General features: G+C 49.8%; 16 protein-coding genes. 8 read left to right on the plus strand and 8 right to left on the minus strand.

The annotated features are described in order from the left end of the window. Together RHP75_RS08425 and RHP75_RS08430 are read left to right on the plus strand one after the other, a co-directional pair. Positions 1 to 2,763, plus strand: coding sequence for an RHS repeat-associated core domain-containing protein (locus RHP75_RS08425; protein ID WP_409079727.1), 2,763 nt, complete (start codon positions 1 to 3; stop codon positions 2,761 to 2,763). A 14-nt stretch (positions 2,764 to 2,777) separates the two neighbouring features. Next, complete coding sequence (locus RHP75_RS08430) at positions 2,778 to 3,314, plus strand: hypothetical protein (RefSeq protein ID WP_311091373.1); 537 nt, start codon at positions 2,778 to 2,780, stop codon at positions 3,312 to 3,314. 446 nt (positions 3,315 to 3,760) lie between these two features. Here the strand turns inward: RHP75_RS08430 and RHP75_RS08435 are convergent, their stop codons facing one another. Together RHP75_RS08435 and RHP75_RS08440 are read right to left on the minus strand one after the other, a co-directional pair. Next, positions 3,761 to 4,684, minus strand: coding sequence for a hypothetical protein (locus tag RHP75_RS08435; protein ID WP_311091375.1), 924 nt, complete (start codon positions 4,682 to 4,684; stop codon positions 3,761 to 3,763). A 252-nt stretch (positions 4,685 to 4,936) separates the two neighbouring features. Then, complete coding sequence (locus RHP75_RS08440; RefSeq protein ID WP_311091377.1) at positions 4,937 to 6,079, minus strand: hypothetical protein; 1,143 nt, start codon at positions 6,077 to 6,079, stop codon at positions 4,937 to 4,939. Positions 6,080 to 6,821: 742 nt separating this feature from the next. Between RHP75_RS08440 and RHP75_RS08445 the strand changes: the two genes are divergently transcribed. From RHP75_RS08445 to RHP75_RS08460, 4 genes are all read left to right on the plus strand, one after another. Continuing rightward, a complete protein-coding gene (locus tag RHP75_RS08445) occupies positions 6,822 to 7,790 on the plus strand; it encodes a hypothetical protein (RefSeq protein ID WP_311091378.1) in 969 nt (322 codons plus the stop codon). A gap of 216 nt (positions 7,791 to 8,006) precedes the next feature. Beyond that, positions 8,007 to 10,010 carry a hypothetical protein gene (locus RHP75_RS08450; RefSeq protein WP_311091379.1) on the plus strand — a complete coding sequence of 668 codons (2,004 nt, stop codon included), beginning with the start codon at positions 8,007 to 8,009 and terminating at the stop codon, positions 10,008 to 10,010. 251 nt (positions 10,011 to 10,261) lie between these two features. Next, a complete protein-coding gene (locus RHP75_RS08455; RefSeq protein WP_311091380.1) occupies positions 10,262 to 11,248 on the plus strand; it encodes a protein kinase domain-containing protein in 987 nt (328 codons plus the stop codon). 288 nt (positions 11,249 to 11,536) lie between these two features. Further along, on the plus strand, positions 11,537 to 12,028 hold the full coding sequence (locus RHP75_RS08460; RefSeq protein ID WP_311091382.1) for a hypothetical protein: 492 nt from the start codon (positions 11,537 to 11,539) through the stop codon (positions 12,026 to 12,028). A 78-nt stretch (positions 12,029 to 12,106) separates the two neighbouring features. On the opposite strand, the gene hxsA is transcribed toward RHP75_RS08460, so the two are convergent. From hxsA to RHP75_RS08485, 5 genes are all read right to left on the minus strand, one after another. Beyond that, positions 12,107 to 12,742, minus strand: coding sequence for a His-Xaa-Ser repeat protein HxsA (gene hxsA, locus RHP75_RS08465; protein ID WP_311091383.1), 636 nt, complete (start codon positions 12,740 to 12,742; stop codon positions 12,107 to 12,109). Then, positions 12,739 to 13,965: a His-Xaa-Ser system radical SAM maturase HxsC gene (gene hxsC, locus RHP75_RS08470; protein ID WP_311091385.1), complete on the minus strand. Its 1,227-nt coding sequence runs from the start codon at positions 13,963 to 13,965 to the stop codon at positions 12,739 to 12,741. The genes hxsA and hxsC overlap by 4 nt, the downstream gene beginning before the upstream one ends. Positions 13,966 to 13,968: 3 nt before the next feature. After that, positions 13,969 to 15,459 carry a His-Xaa-Ser system radical SAM maturase HxsB gene (gene hxsB, locus RHP75_RS08475; RefSeq protein ID WP_311091386.1) on the minus strand — a complete coding sequence of 497 codons (1,491 nt, stop codon included), beginning with the start codon at positions 15,457 to 15,459 and terminating at the stop codon, positions 13,969 to 13,971. Positions 15,460 to 15,461: 2 nt separating this feature from the next. Then, a complete protein-coding gene (hxsD, locus tag RHP75_RS08480) occupies positions 15,462 to 15,755 on the minus strand; it encodes a His-Xaa-Ser system protein HxsD (RefSeq protein ID WP_311091387.1) in 294 nt (97 codons plus the stop codon). A 553-nt stretch (positions 15,756 to 16,308) separates the two neighbouring features. After that, the gene (locus RHP75_RS08485; protein ID WP_311091389.1) at positions 16,309 to 17,250 is read right to left on the minus strand and encodes a restriction endonuclease; all 942 of its coding nucleotides are present in this window, start codon (positions 17,248 to 17,250) and stop codon (positions 16,309 to 16,311) included. Between the two features lie 326 nt (positions 17,251 to 17,576). On the opposite strand from RHP75_RS08485, the gene RHP75_RS08490 reads away from it, so the two are divergent. Then, positions 17,577 to 18,140: an antitoxin Xre/MbcA/ParS toxin-binding domain-containing protein gene (locus tag RHP75_RS08490; RefSeq protein WP_311091391.1), complete on the plus strand. Its 564-nt coding sequence runs from the start codon at positions 17,577 to 17,579 to the stop codon at positions 18,138 to 18,140. Next, positions 18,137 to 18,658 (plus strand): RES domain-containing protein, encoded by a 522-nt coding sequence (locus RHP75_RS08495; RefSeq protein WP_311091393.1) that lies wholly within the window; start codon positions 18,137 to 18,139, stop codon positions 18,656 to 18,658. The genes RHP75_RS08490 and RHP75_RS08495 overlap by 4 nt, the downstream gene beginning before the upstream one ends. A gap of 232 nt (positions 18,659 to 18,890) precedes the next feature. On the opposite strand, the gene RHP75_RS08500 is transcribed toward RHP75_RS08495, so the two are convergent. Then, positions 18,891 to 19,706, minus strand: a complete 816-nt coding sequence (locus RHP75_RS08500) for a hypothetical protein (protein WP_311091394.1) — start codon at positions 19,704 to 19,706, stop codon at positions 18,891 to 18,893. Positions 19,707 to 19,882 lie beyond the last annotated feature (176 nt).

Raw genomic sequence — 19,882 nt, forward strand, 5'->3', positions numbered from 1 at the left:
CTGATGATGAATGTATTTGTAAAACGCGTGAGCCTGCTTTCACTCGCTCTGGCCGGCAGCTTTGTTTGGTCGTGTGCTCAAGCGACTGAGCGCAACTGGGCTTACACCTACAACAGCCTTGGCTTGATCGAAACTGCCAACGGTCCGCGCACTGATGTGCAGGATTTCACCACTTACGCTTATGACGCTCAAGGCCGCCTGACAACCGTTACCAATGCTCTTGGTCATATCACTCAGTTGTCCAACTTCGACAACTACGGCAATCCGCAGAGTGTGGCTGACGCTAATGGTGTGCAGACGAGCCTGACCTACACCCCGCAAGGTTGGTTAACCTCAGCCAGTACGGCAGGCAGCACCACCAGTTTTGAGCACGATGCCGTTGGCTTAATCACCAAGGTCACCCGTGGCGATGGCAGCTGGCTGAGTTACACTTGGGATGATGCTCGTCGCCTGACCAAGATCACCAACAACCTTGGCGAGACCATCGAGTACAGCCTCGACGCCATGGGCAATCGCACAGCACAGCGTCTCAAGGATGCGTCCAGCAGCCTCACCCAACAGCAAACCTGGGTATATGACGAACTCGGTCGTTTGCTGCGCTCGGTTGGTGCTGGTGGACAAACCAGTGCTTACCAATACGACCTCAATGACAACCCGACGGTCAGCACCAACCCCAAGCAGCACAGCAATACTCAAGCCTACGATGCCCTTGATCGGCTGGTTAGCAGTACAGATCCGCTTAATGGTGTAACCGCTTTGGCGTATGACGCCCAGGACAACCTAACCCAGGTGCAAGACCCGCGTGGTGTTACCACCCAGTACCAATACGACGGCCTCGGCAACCTCACCAAACAGATCAGCCCGGACACTGGCACCACCACCTTTAGTCACGATGCTGCCGGTAATGTCATCAGCAAAACCGACGCGCGTGGCGTGGTCACCACCTACACCTATGACGCACTCAATCGTCTGACTGGTCGCCAGTATCCAGCGAATCCAGCGCTTAACGTGCAGTACCACTACGACATGACGGCCGATGGCAACAAAGGTATTGGCCGGCTAACTGCAGTACAGGACGCAAGCGGTGTGCTCGGCTACAGCTACGACGAGCGTGGCAATCTAATCGGACAACTACGCTCGGTAGCGCTCAGCAATGGCGATCACTACGACAGCCTCGGTTATGCCTATGACGGCGCTAACCAACTGGCGCGGATCGACTACCCGCAGGGCTTCAGCATCCTTTATCCGCGTAATGCCGCCGGCCAAGTCAGCCAGGTGCAAGTGCAAGTCGGCAGCGGTCAGCCAAGTAGTTTTGCTAGTGGCATTAGCTATATGCCTTTCGGTCCACTGAAAAGCCTTACCTGGGCCAATGGTGTGAGCCTTAGCCGTAGCTATGACCAAGATTACCGTCTGACTGAACAAACCGTGGGCGGGTGGAATAGCACTTACGGTTACGACGCCAACAGCAATATCACCACGCTAAACAGCAGTCTGCTAGGTGATTTGAACTACATCTACGATGCTCTCGACCGCCTGACGGCTGAGCAGAAGGCCAACCTGCAGCAAACCTACAGCTACGACGCCGTAGGCAACCGCACTGGCAAAACCTCCACACCTATTGTGAGTGGTGAAGCGCAGACCAGCACCCTGCAAACCTATCAGTACGCCAGCAACAGCAACCGCCTGACCCAGATCGATGCGCAGACAGTTATCACCGATGCGGTCGGCAATCTGACTCAGGATCGCGCCAACCGTGAGCTGGTATACGACGCACAGAACCGACTCACTAGCGTCAAGCTTGACGGCAACACCGTGGCAGAGTTCCGCTATAACGCTTTGGGCCAACGCACCCACAAGATCAGCGCGCAAGGCACTACCACCTTCCTCTACGGGCCGGATGGTCAGCTATTGGGTGAGCAGCAGTTCAACAGCCAAGGCAGCAAGCTCAGCGGCCAGTACTACATCTGGCTCGATAGCATGCCGTTGGGTGGTGTCAGCATCACTTTTGACGCTCAAGGTGCTATCGCCAGTAGCGAGCCGTTCTACTTGCACAGCGACCATCTCAACACACCGCGTATGGCCACTAACCAGACCCAGCAAAATGTTTGGCAGTGGCAGTCGGATGCGTTTGGAGTGGGTCAAGCAAGCGGTAGTTTGGCAATGAATCTGCGCTTCCCTGGGCAGTATTTCGATCAGGAAAGCGGGCTTCACTACAACTACTTCCGCGATTACGACCCGGAGACGGGGCGCTACGTTGAAAGCGACCCGATTGGGTTGGACGGTGGCCTCAATACCTATGGGTATGTGAGTGGAAACCCAATTACAGCATTTGATCCATTAGGTTTGTGTGGGCCTGCTACACCGCTATGTGTTTGGGTGATGGCTAATGCAACTGCGATTAATACTGTTGGAATTGCTGCCGCTGAAATCGGTGCGGGTGTGTCTTTAAGTGGAGCCTTTACTGGTAGGGTGGCTACTCAAGCTGCATATGATGTTTATTTGGGCGCAAGAAATGGCGAAATTGTATATGCCGGTATTTCTAGTCAAATTGCGTCAAGGGCCGCACAGCATGGCGGAAGATTTGATGAAATAATAAAAATCAATAGCCAGTACTTAACAAGAGATCAGGCAAGGGCCGTTGAGCAGGTCTTGATAAATAGAAATCCACAGCTTGAGAATATGATTAACTCAATAAGCCCGCAGCGAGAGTGGTATGGTGAGGCTGTTAAATGGGGCGAGCAATACTTGCAGTGTAAACCTTGATTTTGGTGGGTTATATGAAATTAGATTTAATGAGGGACGCATCGAGCGCTTTCCCGAAGTTTGAAGATTATGAAAGTGTAACTGAGATGCGTGTGTGGCACTGTAAGTATAAAAGCATGCAGGATATTGGCCGATTCGTGAATTTGAAAGAGCTTGTTATAGCTACTCTTCCGGAGAGTTCGCTTGATTTTTTGTTGCCTTTAAAAAATCTTGAGTATTTGAAGATAGTTCATCTTCCGAAAGTGGAAGATATTTCTCCATTGTCAGAGCTTAAATCGCTGGTTTGTTTATCGCTAGCAACTCTCCCAAACTGGGATTCCAGCAAGAAGCTTACAAAGATAAAAACACTTGAGCCTATCTCTAGCCTTCCTAGGTTAAAAAATATAGAGCTGTTTGGAGTTGTTCCTGTTGATGGGTCTTTAGACTATCTAAAGAATGTTAAAACGTTAGAGACTGCTCGATTTTCTGGATATATCGATGAGAAGGTAGAAAGTTTCTACTCTGGAAGTAATATAAGCCGTGACTTTGTTCCTAAATCTAGCTTTAGCTAGATGTGAATCATATGGTGCTTGGCGCATTGCTCTTGTTGTTCGTACGATAAAGTCAGCTGGTGATTATGGCTGATGATACCCGGTGTCGCGGAGTTCGATAAAAGCTGAAAGGCCATCCGCGCTACCTGTATCAATTTCACCAGCAGGGTGTTCAGGCTTTTTCGGTTCAAGCTGTCAGGTTAGGCCAGCAGGGTGTTCAGGTTGGGCCAGCGCCTACAGATGTGGGGGCCGGAAAGATTGATACGGCCTGCTGGTCAAGTTTGATACACCGTGCCGGAAAAATGCGAACACTCTGCTGGTGAGACTCATGGAGTATAGAGCGACTACCACCTGCGCCTCACGGCACATGTCCCACAGCAAGCCTGTCAGTGCTGGTACTAGAAAGTGATATAGGGCCGCGGTCTTGGTGGGTGATCCTCTCTAACCATGAACTTTGGCTGTGACAATCATTGAGTCGCATTGATGCCGCATTTTTCAACACGAAACGTGTAGCCTGCCTTTTCATCTGGTGTAGCTACTACGATGCGGTCATTGCTTATCAGGGCTAGTCGGTTAGGTTTTTTCAGTTCTGGTAAGCAATCTATTTCTGAAAAATGGAATGAAGCGAAAACAATTAGCTCATTAGTGAAAATTGTGAATTTTTCACTTTTCACGATTAATTCATTTGCTTTTATTATCGACACCGTCGTAAATGCCAGCCCTACAAACATAGCAAGATAAACCATCTCATTGTCTTCATGTCTTGATACTTTGATATTGTCCTTTGAAAGCATAAGTTGGTTATTTTTTATTGCTCGACGGCTTGAGGTTTTTAATGTTCCAGCGAGAAGTATCAGTGCCGCACTTAAAAGATATAGTCCGGTCGATATAATTATTAGTAGGAATGACCATATGATGGGGAACAACATTAGCGTCAAGGCTTTCTGCGCCGCAGGCAGTTCAGAGCTGATGATTTTTATAGTGCTAGTTATATGTGCATCAGCATATATATTCGATATAAACAGTATGGCTGCAGTTATCAAGCCTGCGATTATATTGAAACTTGTCGGGCTCGACTTATAGATAGATGTGGCTCTGAATATTATCGCCGTGAGAGCCAGGGTTGATCCGCATTGCATGATAAACACAACGGTAATTAGTGAGGTGCTGATCTTTCCGCCTGATAGAGAATAGCCAGCCAAAATAAATGTAATATAAAGGCTAAGGCAAATCAGCACGGCAAGAATGTGCGTAGCAGGTGTTTGATAGGTTCTATTTGTAATTCTTAAGTCGGTTGTTAGGTAATGGTTTTCTCTCGCGTAGCCTAGTGCAAGCGCTAAAGTTATAGGTGATACGAAGTAGGTAACAAATAGTATGTAAAGCGTTGTCACGCTGCGTCCCTGTCCATGTAGTTACAGCAAGCATCACGTTTGCTGTGATAGTCGATATAATTAAACTATGTCAATTTAACTATTATATTTAATAAGCGGCCAGCGCGGGTGAGTCTGTGCCCCTGCATTGGGTGGTGCTGTCGTCACCACATACACCCACCGTTCTTCCCCTTGTACCAATAGCAGCGCCTCAATGGGCCAGATGAGTACGTTTTGAAGTTCGCAGCCCCCCTGCGTTTCAGCTTTTCGAGTCTAGGCAGTGCCGTTGTCCTGTAGCGCGAAAATAGGCTCAATCTCCCACTCGACCCCGTCCACCTTAACCAGTGTCGCCAGCGTGCGAGCTTGAAGCGCCTCCAGGCGTTCTTGGGGCAGGCATCCCTTCACTAGGACTTCAATGCTGAACATTCCTTCAGTGAAGCGCACGGTGACTCCATCCACGACCACGTTGTACTCGTCGTACCCATCACCTTCAGTAGGCGGGGGCGCGTCATCATCGATTCGATAAAGCTTGGCTAGTTCGACGAAGTTCGGGGCACCCTCGAATTTCCAATCGTGTGTGATACCGAGATGAGGATTCTCATGAGACCAAAGGGCTCGCCGCAGGTCCCACAGGCGGTTAACTTTTCGATCAATGCGGCGAATTGACCATTGCTGCCAGTCGAGCGAGGTCAGCCGGGTCCAGCGTCCCGAGCTGACATCCAGCGACCAGCTATCGATGTTTTCAATCATCGAGCGGTTTTCACCAAGCCAGCAGGTGCCTCCGGTGACCACAACGGAATGGCCATCCTCGGAAAGCTCTGCGGAATGGCCGTGAATCCATCCAGGAGATTTGCCATCAGTGGCCGCGCGCTCAATACACCAAGTGTCTAACGACAGACGATAAACAGGTGTGACGCCTGCGATGCGGGCGGCGGGATAACCAAGGCAGCCAATGATCAGAATTGAGTTTCCGATCGGGGTGGCGGAGTGAAAGTCGGTGGCCTCGAACTGAGCCCTTGAGTAGCCACGTATATGGATGGTGCCGTCTGGGTCGATGACGACCACATCGTTATAGATATAAAAATCCGGGTCATAGTGGTCTTCATGCTCGCCACCGACATACACAACACGTCCATCAGACAGGGTGGTCTGCGACATTCCGAACCGATCAAAGCACCACATCGGCCCGGCTTCGTACGATGAAGGGCCTTTAAATATTTCATTACCGCTATATGCCGAAAGCTGCGTACGCACGAGCCAATGCCACGTTGGGTTGTCCAGCAACTCTGGGCCGGACTGCACCTCGCGTGGGGAACGCCAAGCAAGAAACTCGTCCCTGCTTAGGGTTGCCGGAGGCTGCGTTTCAGCCTCGTATTCCGCCTTTTCAGCGTGCCTGTACTCTTCCTTGTCAGACATGTGCACTGCTCTCGTCGTAGTCGGATGCGATCATACCCTTACACGAATGAGAGTGTCTGGCATTGAGATCGTGCTCAAGCGGGTGGCGGGCAGCCTGATTGTATTGCCTGCTGCGAGCAACCTCGTAGGGTCGATCCTGCCGGTAGCTGTCGGCCGATTCTGTTGAACAAGTCGGTCTCGGTGGCCGTCGCCTTTTCAGAGCTCAAAAAACGCGCGCTTTAGACTCTGCTGCGTAAAAACCAAGGCAATTACGCCTTCCAAATGATTCAGATTTTAACGTCGGTAACGCTCGTTCGTGAGTAGAAATCGCGAAGCGACTTTTTCAACAGAATCGGCCAAAAGCGGATGCTGCCAGCAGTCCGCCCTAGGAGGGTGCGCTCACAACTCGCCAGCTATCAGGCGTGCCCATAACGTCACCCTCGCAACATAAAGCTTAAGTATGGCAGTTTCATCTCGGGGAGACGCCTCGCCGTCGAGCGCTCCCATGTCTTAGCGGCTGTGTTACGCAGGCCGATGGGATCGCACAAATAGAAAAGCCCACTTCTGGTGGGTGGGCTTTCGGTCTTCAAGGGGGGCTAGGTGCCAACTAATTCTCGGAGCAAGCGACATTGAGATACTCGCTTTCCTGAAGTACCGCTAACGGCTAGGGGCAGACACTGCAAAGCGTTCTATGGTGGTGGAGCGACTCACAGAGGGGGCTTTTGTGGGATTATCGAACTTTCCGAGATAAGGGAGATTGACGATGCCGGAGTACGGATTTCTCGATCATGATGGAAGATTTGGGGCGCTGTGGTACGAGACGGGAGATTACATTACAGTCTTTCTTCCTCACACGTCGTCAAAAATACTAACAAGCTCACTTGATCTCTGGCGCAAGTACGATGAGTACGTCGGTACGCCCGACGACAAGCAGAACTATAGTTCTGAGATAAACGCCGCAGCGCTGGCCATGAGCCAGGAAGGCTCGTACATGGACAAGGGGACTCTGAAGCCCCTTATACGTCCACGTGGGGATTACCACGCTCGAGTCTGGAGAGGAATTCCACCGAAGCATCTTTTGGATAGCGGGTACAGCGGCCTAACTCGCGATCAAGCTGAACACCATCTCTATATGGAGAGCACTCATTCGGCGACAAGTTTGCTAGAGGAGCTGACAAGACTGTTTAGGACTATCGCGCCAGCACCTGCTAATGACTTAACGTATGGCCATCGTGTACGTGAGCTCTTGATCCTAGCTTGCACTGAAGTAGAGGCGTCATGGAGAGGCATCTATACGGCCAACTGCTCGACCCCCAAGAAATCATATTCGACAAAGGATTACGTAAAACTAAAGCCTTTGCTAAGGCTGGATGAATGGATTGTGCGCTTGAAAAATTATCCAGGTTATCCAGATATTAATCCATTTAAAGAGTGGGACGAAGCTGAGAGGATGACCACAAAAAGTCTAACTTGGTATGACGATTACAACGCTATAAAGCACAATAGGGAAAACGAGTTTCACAGGGCCTCATTAGGAGCATTAATCAAGGCCATGGCTGCAGTGCATGTGCTCCAAGTTGCCCAGTGGGGTCCAGAGTTATATCACCGTTTTCACGGAAATAGATATTCGGCCTTCGAAACTATTTCACTCCCAGAATATGGCCCCGAGGAGCAGTATATCTCTGTACCAGCAGGGTTGCATCCTATTAAAAAAGTACCGTACTTCGGTTGACTTTTGGCGCTCCCTTTAACGAGGTCAGGCGCCGCAACTTACAGGGTGAGTACGTGACTGTATGGTATGGCTGCTTTTAGCCTGTTCAGCGGTGTTTGTTTCTGGCTGGAATCGGCCAGTTGCTGCTGGCCACTGCCGGCCCAAAGCCGTCACTCAGTAGCATCTACGAAATTAGGGCGACTCACTTCCTCTGTCTCTAGGAGTCAGTTATAAAATATGGATATTTTGCGTTTCATTGAAGTATGCGATGGCGTCATCAGCCGTCAGGACAGACTGCAAATATTGTCTAGCCACGAGGCCTATGAGGCTCTCCAACAGGCTGCTGGCGGTGTGGCGCAGGACGTTTTCTATGCTGTAACTGCGCTCCGCAAACACCTTGCAATTAAGGTTGAATCCGGAGCCATCAAGAAGAATCCCTATCTTTCTATATTGGCGGTCATCCGTGACGCCGTTCGGTGCGCTGACAATGCTCATGGAGAAGCTGGCATTAACTGGGAGCGGTTAGTTGAACTTGTTCTATCCGCTCGCTCAACACTGCATTGGTTTCGCGAGGGAGGGGCAGAAAAGTTCATTGACCAAGAGGAGGCATTAGCGCTTGCATGTCTGAGGCTTTCACGACGTGGCATTGTAATTAGTGAAGATAATATGTCGGTCAAAATATCCGACGATTCGCACGCGTTGATCCAAACCGAAATCTCTCAAATGGCTAGCGCTGTTGGTGGAATAAAAATTCTTGAGTTGGTCTTCGCAAATCTTGAGTCGTCGTACCATCAGCCATTTGGCCGATATCTGTTTGGTCGCAGGGTGTCGACTGGATTTACAGCCATTTTTCCGGTAGTGCCCTGGGGTTATTTGATTGCACTTGGGGTCAAGCATCTCACGGACAAGCGACAGACTGAGAGCGAGCAGAAGTTCGATCAGCTTGTCAGCCTTCTCAGAGACCTCATCACGGTTTTCGAAATTCAGCCATACAGCTTATGGAGTGGGTTGTTTCTGGATGCGCAACGCTTTTTACCTCACCTCCAAGAGACCGTCATATATGACAATCTTGTGGCGATTCAGCAGATTAGCGGCCGTCATGCCAAGCTAATCCTCAATTCGCTAACTAAGCCATTTATTGCTGGCAAACATGAAAGTTACGGTGTCCGCCTCAAAGATGCTCTCAAGGTCGCGTTGGCTGTGATTGATCTTGCTTCTGCTAGGCAGATGTCCAAAGTTTCTTTGGAGAAAATTTCTCGGCAGGCGGGGCTGCGTAAGGATTTAGTTTCATCGGTACTGAGTAAAATTTTGGCATTTCCAGAAAACTCGTCGAACCGGGAACTTAACTTTCCGCCTTCCAACGAACAAATAAATTCAAATTTCAAACCACTATTTTTGTACGGAGATGGATATTTGTTGCTGCCGCGACCAATGACGGCTCTGGCGGCACTTAATGCTGTTCTGAATATGATATCCAGGCCGAGCGATATGCACGACAGAAAACTCGATAAGTCGCTCGGAGAGGTCTTGGAAAATTTTATTCGCGTGCAGCTTCAGGCTTCGGGTGTACCTGTTTATACGGGCGACATCCAGTCTAATGGTCGCGACACACTTGGAGAGTGTGATGCGCTGATTGAGACGCCGAAAGGCTTATTCATTTTTGAAGTCAAGAAGAAGGGACTTACCAGGAGGGCAATGGCTGGTGTAGACGCTCAGCTATTAGTTGACCTTGGTGACAGCCTGATGAAGTCCCATGCGCAGGCCTACAAAGCTGAAATGCATCTTCGTAAAACAGGACGATTGACGCTCAAAAATAAGCAAAACGTAGAGGTCACCGTTGAGCTTGGGGACAAGGAAATTGAAAAAGCTTCAATTAGCTTAACTGACTTCGGTGGATTTCAGAGTCGGTCAGTTTTGCAAGTAATTTTGGCGACTGCAATTGACCTAGAATATAAAGCTGCTGATGAAAAAGAAGACAAACGCCTAGAAGACTGGCGCAAGTCGGTTAAGGCACTGCGCCAATATGTGATTGATGAGGTGCCGGAACGCGCGTTCTCGAATTCGTCTTTCCTGAGTGTTCCGCAAATACTCACCATGCTTGAGCGAGTCGAAAGCGCGAGTGATTTCTTCGAGGAAGTGACTCGCGGAAGGTGGATGGTCTATGGGCTCCAAGATTTTTATAGCGAGTATGCGCAGGCCCTTAAAATGGCGAAGTTGGCGCATAGCCTACCGAGTGGATGAACCAACCTCTTATTCTACTGAATGTCTGTACCTGAATAGGTCATCAACCTAAGGTATAAGTGGTCTCTGGTTTTGAAGACTTTCCGAAGGACCGCTCCTAGCCGGTGTCGGCCAATCGTAGATATTGTTGTTGAAGCGCCTAGGCCGCGCGAACAGGGTATTTCAAGCCGCGCTTGCTAAGCACAAATTTTCGCCCATCAAAGAATCCCGCCTCTTAAACAATGATATATCGATTTAAATGGAGTAATTCAGTGTCAACAAGTGCACCAAATAATGTTACAACTCCCCAAGGAGTAACTGTAGACGGTCAGTCAGTTCTAACGCCTGGTTTTAATATTGTCCGCGAAATTGGCCGAGGAGCAAATGCGGTAGTTTTTGAGGCTGTTGATGAGCTTTTGTCCCGAAGAGTCGCGTTAAAGATATGGAATAAGCGCGGTTTGTCTCGAGCCCAATTTGAAACAGCAAAAATTGCTCCGCTAGAACATCCCCTTGTCGTGAGAACTTATCAGTTCAACTGGCTGAAAGGGCATGCATATGCTGTCATGGAGCTAGTTCCCGGAGTCTCATGTAAGGAATGGCTCAAGGAAAGTCAACCCCTTGATTCTCGCATATCGGTTTGGAAACTGTATTCTGCGGCCCTAAAGTACATATACAACTTCGAAGAAACTCATGGCGATCCACATGTTGGAAACATTTTAGTATTTCCCGATGTTGATCGCTTCTATGATAGATACGCAGAATTTCAGGGTGCATCGATTGGTGTAAAAATTGCCGACATGGGCACCAGTAAAGTACATAATCTCGTAAAAAAAATGCAAATTCGCGAAGCAAAAATAATTTGGGAAACCGCAGGTAGAATTTTCAAGGACCAGTCCCTTTCTCGCCTTTGGTTTCACCCAAATGGCTTGTCCCATAAAACAACCTTGAATTTGCTTGACGACCTCTGCGAATTTATTTCGTTCAGTAGTAATTCAGCGTATTCCGATAGAGCATCTGAAAATGCATCGATACTGGCCAATCTAATCATTAAGACCCCTTTATTTAAATTGGAGGAAGTCTTTGCCTGCATTAAAAAATCCCACATTACGACTTCCGAGCGCCTGGCGCGCAGAATTAATAGCAGGTTATTTGGAATCACCAACACATTGGATGCCAATGAGATTATTAATGAAGAGTCAGAGCGAGCATACGCGGCCCTTAGGGAAGATTTTTTGAAAAAACTCGCACTTGACTCTTAAAAAATAGCAAGTTCCAAACTAAAATATCATTGATTCGTTATATTAAATTTCGTTTCTGGCGGGTATCTGCCGGTCCCGCCGGCAGCTTAGGGTCGGCTCCCGTCAGTCGAGACCGACGCCTCAGGGCCAGAATCAGCCGGTCAGTGGTGGGTGACTACGAAATGAGAACCGAATCAACCTAGCCATTTCACTCTCGTGAACTTACATAGGCCGTAGGCTACAGTGATGCCTTGCAATCACCTTTTAATAAGCGGCTAGGACAGCCAGACTCTCGAAAGGAACTCGACAATGCCTATTCTTCGCTACCTCACTGTTTCACTTGCCTCTGCTCTGGTGGCTGCTTATGCGGCCCTTTGGTACGCGTCTCCCGCACCAATTGAACAGTCCCATGCCATAACAGTGCCGCGACTAACTGTGCAGGAGCATCAAGGGAATTTGCTAATTTGGGGGAGTTGGAAAACGGTCGCAGGGTATGAACAGCCCGGCAAGAACGCCATCGAGATTCGCTGCAATGCAGCCAAAACCGCGTGCAGTGAGGCATATGCCAACCTGCTGCACCACGATGAAGGCGAGGACATCGAGGCCCAAGTGTTTAGCTACCAGGTCGTGGAGTGGACTGATTCGTTACTACACGCCGTAGCCAAAGGCGCGATGGAGGAGTGTATCGACCGCAACCTCTATGTAAGCCTGAACGACAAAACGGCAAGCCTGGAATGGATGCCTCAAGAAGACTGTGAGGGGGACGTAGGTGCTGCGGTTTTGGTGGGTGACCCACTTTAATTCGCTCTGTTGCAGCGTTATGGCTAACTACCTATGTGTATTAGTGGCCGCAATGCCTAAATAGCAATGCGGACCTCCCTAAGGAATCGCAATGCCTAGGGCATTCAAAGTTGGCGTATCCGCCCGACCGTTAATCTCAAGTCCCGAATCGGCCTGGAATGCCATGATTGCACCACGAGTTTGTTTGCCCATCATCCCGTCCAGCGGGCCGGTGTAATACTGTTTGACCATTAGTGCCATCTGCACACGTGCAAGAAGCTCGGCAAGATCGTTGCTAGCGGGTTTAACCCGCTGGGGTGTTGTAGTGGGTTGGGTAATGGAGTTCAGGGATCTGGTAGTCGAGCCGTTCAAGTTGGAGCCATTACCGTAACTGGTCCCAGAGCCAGAACTGTCGTAGATAGTACTTGGCCGAGGTGTTGTCGCCGGTGTCGAGTAAACGGTCCGAGGTGCACTGTAGCCACCTGAACCGCTGTAGTGAGAGCGGTGTGAGCTATGGGATCTGTGAGAACTATGTGAACGATGCGCGGCATAGATGTTTACCGCGTCCTCCGCATTAAGGGTGTTCTTGAATACGGGCGGTTCATCATTGGAATTCTTGCTCCAGTCGAACCCTTCAAGTGCCATCTGGTTCCCATGGGCAAGCGGTGTGCTCACTATGGGAATTAGTGCCATAGTCTGGCCGATCAGTAGCTTCCAGCGAGTAAGCAACCTCATGATGCTCTCCTTGCGTATTCAGCGAATTCGTCTGCAGTGAGTGAATGAATTCCTCGGCTCTGCCAGCGGGCAGAGTGTGACTTGAAGAATCCTGCGCACCGAGTAATACCCGCGCAACTTTGGCAGGTGTCGATGAAGAGATTTTTCCAGTCCGAAATGCTCTGTCGATAGAGGGGCATGAGTGACGGCCTCAGAGTACAGAGCGGTAGGTTATACACCGACACTGCCACGCCTCGTGCGTCCAAAAAGTGCGCTGCCTGACTGAGCTCTTCCTGATAGTCGACCGGATCGATCCAGAGCTCTTCGTAATGCTTCTTAGCAAGCCCCATGTTTTCAATCCCCATAAGGGCCACATGCTCAACGAACGGCATGTTTCGGAAGATGAAATGTGCAAGCTCGGGCAACCGGGGTGTGGTCAGTCGACTCAGTACCACGCGAATCTCTATTCGCTGGTTTGCCCTGGCGAGGTTGTAGATGCCCTGCATCGTCTCACTGAATGCGCCAGGGGCTTGAACCACATGGTCGTGGTCTCTGGCATTGTCTGCATAAAGCGGGATACCCCAGGTCAGCTGGGCGTGATTGACCTGCCGCAAATCTGAAATCCAGGATTTGTCGTGTAGTAGGCGGCCATTACTGAGGAGGTGCAGCGACTTTTCTGGGAGCACGGCCTTGGCTTTCGCGAGGATTTGCAGCAGCCCTTCGCGATATAGCGTCGGCTCGCCACCGCTGATTCCAAGCTGCTCCTCACCCGGATCGAGCAGATCTATTAGCCGAAGGTTTTCTTCCACATGCCAAGCGTCATCGATGTCCTTCGGCGGCTGGGAACACATCAGGCACAGGCTGTTACAACGGTCGGTCATGAACAGCAGGTTGCTGTTGGAGCCACGGCGATACAACACTCGCACTACCGGTGATCCAGGAGACACGACTATCACATCACCTGGTTGTACTACCTGGGAATCATGGGGGTTGTAGAGCTGAGGGCCAGAGAATGCATTCGATGGCGTGGTCTTTGTTGGGAAAAGTAAGCCTCCAACCGGTAACGACAGCAGTTGCAGGTTGGTTGCGTCCGGGGCTTCTATCCACAACATCAGGTCATCAAAGCCCGTCGACCCAGTACAGGCGGCGGTCCCTTTCTCGATTAGCTCTGAAGGGGTGATCACCTTGAACAGCCTTGTGCTGGAAAGGTTGTGAATTTCGAACTGCGTATCAAGCCTGAGCACATCTCACCCCTTGTATCCAGCAGATGGAAGGTCAGCAAGCGAGCGACGTGAGACCCAGGACAGTAGAACGCGCCTGGTTTGCTCATCGCCATCGCGCAGCAATCGGAATATATGTGTCAGTAGCTCCATATTTCGTTGGCAGAATGCACTGAATGCTCGGTGACCGATCGGGTCTCCTTGGCGAGCATAGTGCTCAATAGGGTCGGCTCCGCAGTAAGGAACCAGAGCGCAGTCGGAGCAGCCTGGGAGTGCCTCTGCCACACCCGCGGAAAGGAGCAGCTTGATCACGGGGGACGTGAGTAGTTCTTTCAAGGGCTGGCTAACGGCACCGAGCCGAAGCCCATCCTCACCCATTTCCAGCAGCATCCGCGCTTCGTCCGAGGGATAGACACTGCCATCGTAGTTGTATACCAGGGCTCCTAAGCCTGCTCCTGCCGGCGAGCGGAGGTCTACGTAGCCCGTAGAAAATGGAGTCAGGATGTTGGTCAACAACAACGAGGCATAGCCTTCGGACAAGTAGGCCCCCTGGGTGTTAACGGCGATAAGGTATGTCAGTGCCTTCTTGTAGAAGTCGGTGTACTGGCTTACTGAGTAGTCCAGTCGTGACTCCGACTTTTTGGCAAAGCCATAGGGACTCAGCGGCCGTAGTGAGATGCTGTTAAAGCCTTGCTCGACATACTCATCGATAATCGCCTGTGGGTGCTCCAGACTCCTCGCAGTCAACGTGGTCAGTGCGGAAACTCTGTCATGCCCTAGCCTTTCCCGCACCCTGTGAATGCCATCAAGGGTGCGTTCATAAGAGTTCTTCGCCGGTGTCGGACGATTGGCGTTGTGTAGGAAAGCTGGGCCATCCAGAGACGTCGAAAAATGCACGCCGTGTTCATTTGCGAAGTCGAGGATCTCCTCGCTCAAATGATGCAGGGTGCTGCTGATGACGAACTGGATGCTGCGCTGCTCAACCTCATTTCGCCTCTGAGCAGACTCAATTACTTGCCGGATGCGATCAAATGCTAGAAGGGGCTCACCACCTTGGAACTCAACTGTTAGCACGGGGGACGGGGATTCGAACAAACGATCTACTGCATGAGCCGCATGTTCGGCGGACATGTCGTGACCAGAACCACCAACCGGTGCACGTGAGACCTGACAGTACTGGCAAGTGTGGTTACAACGCAGTGTGACGACGAAGAGATGAAGCGCGGGACCTCCGAACATGAAGCTTTTCCGGCTACGGTACTGGGCAGCCATTTCCGGCAAGGGGTCATGTACACCAGGCTCGTAAATGAAGTGGCGTGCAAGCAGGTCTCGGTACAGGTTCGTATGACGATCAATCTGCTTGTGTACGAGTTGGTTCAGTTCGGTATCTGAGAGGAACAGGTATTCGCCCGTCTCTGCCGTCACTAACACACCATCCTGTCGCCCATCATCCATACGCAGGAAGCGAAATGGCAAAAGACGATAGTTCGTCTCTTTGGCAATCAACTGGACCTGCATGCTCAAACACCTGCCTCTTTAAGGGCTGTGCGGGCCAGCAATTCACGGATGCCTGAAGTCTCTTTAAACACCTGCTCGCGCAAGGCAAAATCATTCAGGGTGCGGATGATTAGTATCCGAGCGGCGGATTCTGTAAGGACAATGGTGGGTGCTGCGGGGCTAACGAGAAGATCAAAGCCTTCTGAGGATTGCTGAATCAGAATCGAGAGCGAGTCGGCCAAGGCGTAGGCTGCTTTTTGGGCCACCTGCACAGGGTAGATTCGCGCGTCGATTGTTATTGTTACTGACCACAGCATTCGGGTGCCATCCTAGATCCCTGATAGTTAGTATGGATACTGCTCTTAGTGAAAGCATTTTGCCATCCTTAGCTTGGCATCGAGTGGTCACATGCGGCTAACGGTCGTTGGCGGCACTTAAGGAAAGCGAGTATAAGGAGTACGGAAAGTTAAGACTTGACGCACTCATGAAGGAAACGAACAACATAATAACACGCAAGGAAATAAAGTTCCGCTTTAGAGAGCAGAACAACACCAGGCTTTTTGAGTACTTCGACCTATACTTTTCAATAAGCTTGGTTTCGGAGAACAAATCTAGATTTAAAAAGGTAAGGCATCGGCTTGTCACCCGCATAAATAAACTTAAGGCGACAAAAAATTATTACTTGTAAATTTCTGTCACTGAGAACCAAGCCTTGACCAACTTTAATCAGACTAGCCAGTACCAAGCTCAGGCAGACAGAGCTGGAGTGACTGTGGTCTTAATCAAGGGTAGCTATCGGCCAATACCAGATGCTTAACTTTTGACTAATTTTCAGCCGAATCGCTACTTTTGGCTGAGAAATAAGATGAGTTAAATAGTACCTTCGTAAAGGAGATCTATTATGCCGCCTTCTGGATACATTACCCCTTGCCTAGACTTCGTGTAGCGCTTGCATAGCGAGAAGATTTTTTCTTTTTCACCAAGTCTAAAGGTACTTCGTTCAATTTCAGTGAGTAGACTGATGGATTGCTCAGAATATCCACTGGACGATAGAAATAGCCCCCCATCAACCTCTTCCTTAATAATAACCTCCAAAAAGTTACTGAGATGAGATCTCTCAACTTTCTTTTTTGACCTCCAATGCTTTACCTCAACAAAGTAAGTGTACTGCTTTTCACCGAAAATGCATTTAAGGACAATGTCTTTTCCACCATCCTTTCCGGCCGAAGTGATTTTTGAATCAAACCCGATTCCCTCCAGGGTTAACTGCAGAACATACTCAAGCTCTCTCCACTCAATCTGATCAAGATAGTCAGGGTCGAGTGCTATTCGTTTTGCGAGCTCGTCACTAAAAGCTCTACGAAGGAGAGCGACGCAGGAAGGTGGGCTATCTTCGAGATCGTACTTACCAATGAATTTTAGGTGAAAATCTACTGTATCTCTTAAATTCCCCTGCATGTCGGGGTGCTGTGTTAGGACATGCTTTGAATACCTGCACTCCCCTAGGAATTTTGACTCATCCCTGGAAAAAACCTCGAATAATAGAATTCTTCTGTTATTGCTCTGGTGGTCACATATAGCTAAATTGCTTCCACTCATTACCACATTGCCGCGCTGATCCGCGCCCGTATATATGAATGTATCTCCATCTGTGAACCCTGCACTGTCCTTGAGATTCCTGCGCTCTCTTGTAAATAAAAATATATAAGGAGACTCCTTAGGTATCACAATTCCGCCTTGAGGAGACCCTCCATACACGGAGTTAATATCTTTTTGACGGCTATATATCTGGCCAGGCTCGAGTATCTTCATAGATCTCCAAGGAGCAAATTGTACGCATAGTACAGAGAAGGCGTATTCCCCTTCGCAGTTTTATCAAAGCTCGTGACTCAAACGCTCGTTTTCCAGAAATTCAACCTGAGTTTATTAAAGCGCAGTGCACCCTTCCGAAGCAGGTGCATCGCGCTAATTGCAAAAATGGCTGGTCACCCCCTCAATGAAATGGTCCGACCTCAGTACCAGTGAGGCCGAGCGACTAGCTGTATTCCGAACGGTACTGGCGTGGCTTCTGAAACAGGCGCACACTTTCGGCACATGGCGCAATATTCAGCGTCACGTGACGAAAAAGGGAGGTGCTTATGGAAGCGGCAGCCCCCGGCAGAGCCGGAAAAGCCAAAGCAGGCGTCGTAAAAAGTAAGAGCGTGCTATTTAAAACGAGTTACGCAGCCAAGCGCTACAAAGCCACGCTCGAAGGGAAGAGTACAGATATCTCCAAGAGTGCGCTGGTGGCCAGCCTTCTCAATGGCGGAGCTTCGCCTGATGATCTGGGCGCGGTGTATCGCGTGACCAAAGAAGGGATCACGATTGCCGCCCTCACTGAGTTCACGAAGTCGCTCCAGATGTTCAATAGCGACTATCTGCTAATGGCTCTGACAGGCCTTTCTGAACGAACCATTCAGCGACGTCAGCAGAAACCAGCAGAGCCATTGAACTCAGAGCAGAGTGCCCGAGCATTCCTGGGCGCTCAGATCCTAGAACAGGCAATCAGAGTGATCGGTACCCCCGAGCTTGCAGAGGCATGGATGTCAAAACCTGCCATCGGCCTTGATGGCAGGAGACCCATCGACCTGCTGGATAACTCAATCGGCACGCAACTGGTGAGTGAGTTCCTGACCCGCCTGGAGTACGGGGTCTACCAATGATCATGAGGCCAGGGAGCGGCGACCTGTTCATTTGGAGATTGGACCCTGAAGAGTTTGGGGCAACATGGGATAGCGGGATTGGTGCCGAGAAGGTCGGTGGCCGGTGGAACTCGAAAGGTGTTCGAGTGGTTTATGGCAGCCTGGACTCGTCAACTGCCATCCTAGAAGTTGCTGTGCATAAAGGCTTCGAGTCCTTAGATACTGTGCGGATGATGCTGACCTGTGCACGGATTACAGATTTATCGTCTGTTCTCACTATCGACGACCAGTCTGTTCCGAACCCAAACTGGCTTTTTCCTGGAACTCCCAGTGGTGGCCAGCAGCAATTTGGCGACACCTTGCTTGCCCAACATCCATTCCTGTTGGTGCCTTCTTCTGTGAACCCACACAGCTGGAATCTACTCATGAACCCCGAGTTAGCTACCGGCAAGTATGAGGTGGTTATGCAAGAGCGCTTGCGCCTGGATACGCGTTTGAACCCGCCGCGGCCACCAATAGTTACAAGTGTTCACGGCTAATCGCCTCTCATCGGGGGGCGTTTAACCAGCCGTGTACTGACATCGACAGTCCGAGAGTAACTGGAATCCCTGGCATAACTGCTTCTCTAATGGGCTTTTGATACATCGAGCTTATTGGAGCGCTTTTTCACTGGCGCACCGTGGTCGGTCCAATTAACGCTCCTGATGTAACTCGGTGAAAAAATACTCGCCGCCTGTTATAGGTTAAATATTTTCAGTAGCCAGAGGCGACTTAGGCAGCCCGATTACATCTCAATATTTCACTGTATTTACCATCATGACTTGCCCGGCCAGCTGAGACTTTTCTAATAATTTTAAGCATCCACTCAGAATCCTCTAGAGCCAGTATCTGAGCAAACATAAGGAACATCTCTCCATCACATTTTTCGCCACATATAACATCGCTAATTCTTCTGTGTACCTCTTCATATAATTTTTCGATTATTTCATCGAATTCAGCCATCAAGCTGAGTTCCACAAAGAAGCTTTTTGTTAATTCTCTTAGAAGTCGAGAAACATTATATTCGCCTCGCATTTCATGAGATTCAATTGCGATCACCAAAGCGGCGAGTTCATCTAGGCTGCGCAGATCAATCGTACGTAAAAAATGCGATCCAGACCTGAACCACCCACGGTATTTTGAGAGACTTCTGAGATCTATAGCATAAGTATCTTCATCATATTTAAGAAGGAACTGGTGAAGGTTCGGCTGCAGCTTTTGAGCCAGCTCTATTAGCACTTCCTTTTCGGCACCGCGAGTCGAGAGTAACGACCAGATTGGGTGGTGAACAATTCTCGCAGTACCCGGCAGCAGGTTGTCGACCGCCTTTACAAGATTCTCGTTCTTTATATTCCCACCGTTCATATAGCGATAAAAGTCGGCGCGATATTTAGAATATATAGTGGCGTTCTCATAGCCCGCCATCTCAATGAGAGCTGAAGTAACTTGTGCAACCCTCCTAACGCCTAGCCTCCGGAGCAGCACATTCACATAGTACCTGCCGCGAATAGCTATTACAGGATTGGATAATATGAAAAAACGGTTCAAGGGGGAGTGCCTTGTGAAACGGATACACGCGAGACATGTATCCACGCCTGCAACTTGGAGCAGCCTTAGTCCATATGACTACAGTTAGAAAATTTAGTCTCAGTTTTTGAATGTATTGCGACTTTTCAGAAAAAAGCGACGAAGTGCGGAGGTTTCGAGGGTGGCTAAACTCCAAG

The organism is Pseudomonas sp. SG20056, from assembly GCF_031764535.1.
Classification (GTDB): Bacteria; Pseudomonadota; Gammaproteobacteria; order Pseudomonadales; family Pseudomonadaceae; genus Aquipseudomonas.

Excerpts from the sequence above, each read along its gene's own strand:
- RHP75_RS08430 (WP_311091373.1), top strand. The coding sequence starts at position 2,778 with ATGAAATTAGATTTAATGAGGGACGCATCGAGCGCTTTCCCGAAGTTT.
- RHP75_RS08440 (WP_311091377.1), bottom strand. The coding sequence starts at position 6,079 with ATGTCTGACAAGGAAGAGTACAGGCACGCTGAAAAGGCGGAATACGAG.
- RHP75_RS08445 (WP_311091378.1), top strand. The coding sequence starts at position 6,822 with ATGCCGGAGTACGGATTTCTCGATCATGATGGAAGATTTGGGGCGCTG.
- RHP75_RS08450 (WP_311091379.1), top strand. The coding sequence starts at position 8,007 with ATGGATATTTTGCGTTTCATTGAAGTATGCGATGGCGTCATCAGCCGT.
- RHP75_RS08460 (WP_311091382.1), top strand. The coding sequence starts at position 11,537 with ATGCCTATTCTTCGCTACCTCACTGTTTCACTTGCCTCTGCTCTGGTG.
- hxsA (WP_311091383.1), bottom strand. The coding sequence starts at position 12,742 with ATGAGGTTGCTTACTCGCTGGAAGCTACTGATCGGCCAGACTATGGCA.
- hxsB (WP_311091386.1), bottom strand. The coding sequence starts at position 15,459 with ATGCAGGTCCAGTTGATTGCCAAAGAGACGAACTATCGTCTTTTGCCA.
- hxsD (WP_311091387.1), bottom strand. The coding sequence starts at position 15,755 with ATGCTGTGGTCAGTAACAATAACAATCGACGCGCGAATCTACCCTGTG.
- RHP75_RS08485 (WP_311091389.1), bottom strand. The coding sequence starts at position 17,250 with ATGAAGATACTCGAGCCTGGCCAGATATATAGCCGTCAAAAAGATATT.
- RHP75_RS08490 (WP_311091391.1), top strand. The coding sequence starts at position 17,577 with ATGGAAGCGGCAGCCCCCGGCAGAGCCGGAAAAGCCAAAGCAGGCGTC.
- RHP75_RS08495 (WP_311091393.1), top strand. The coding sequence starts at position 18,137 with ATGATCATGAGGCCAGGGAGCGGCGACCTGTTCATTTGGAGATTGGAC.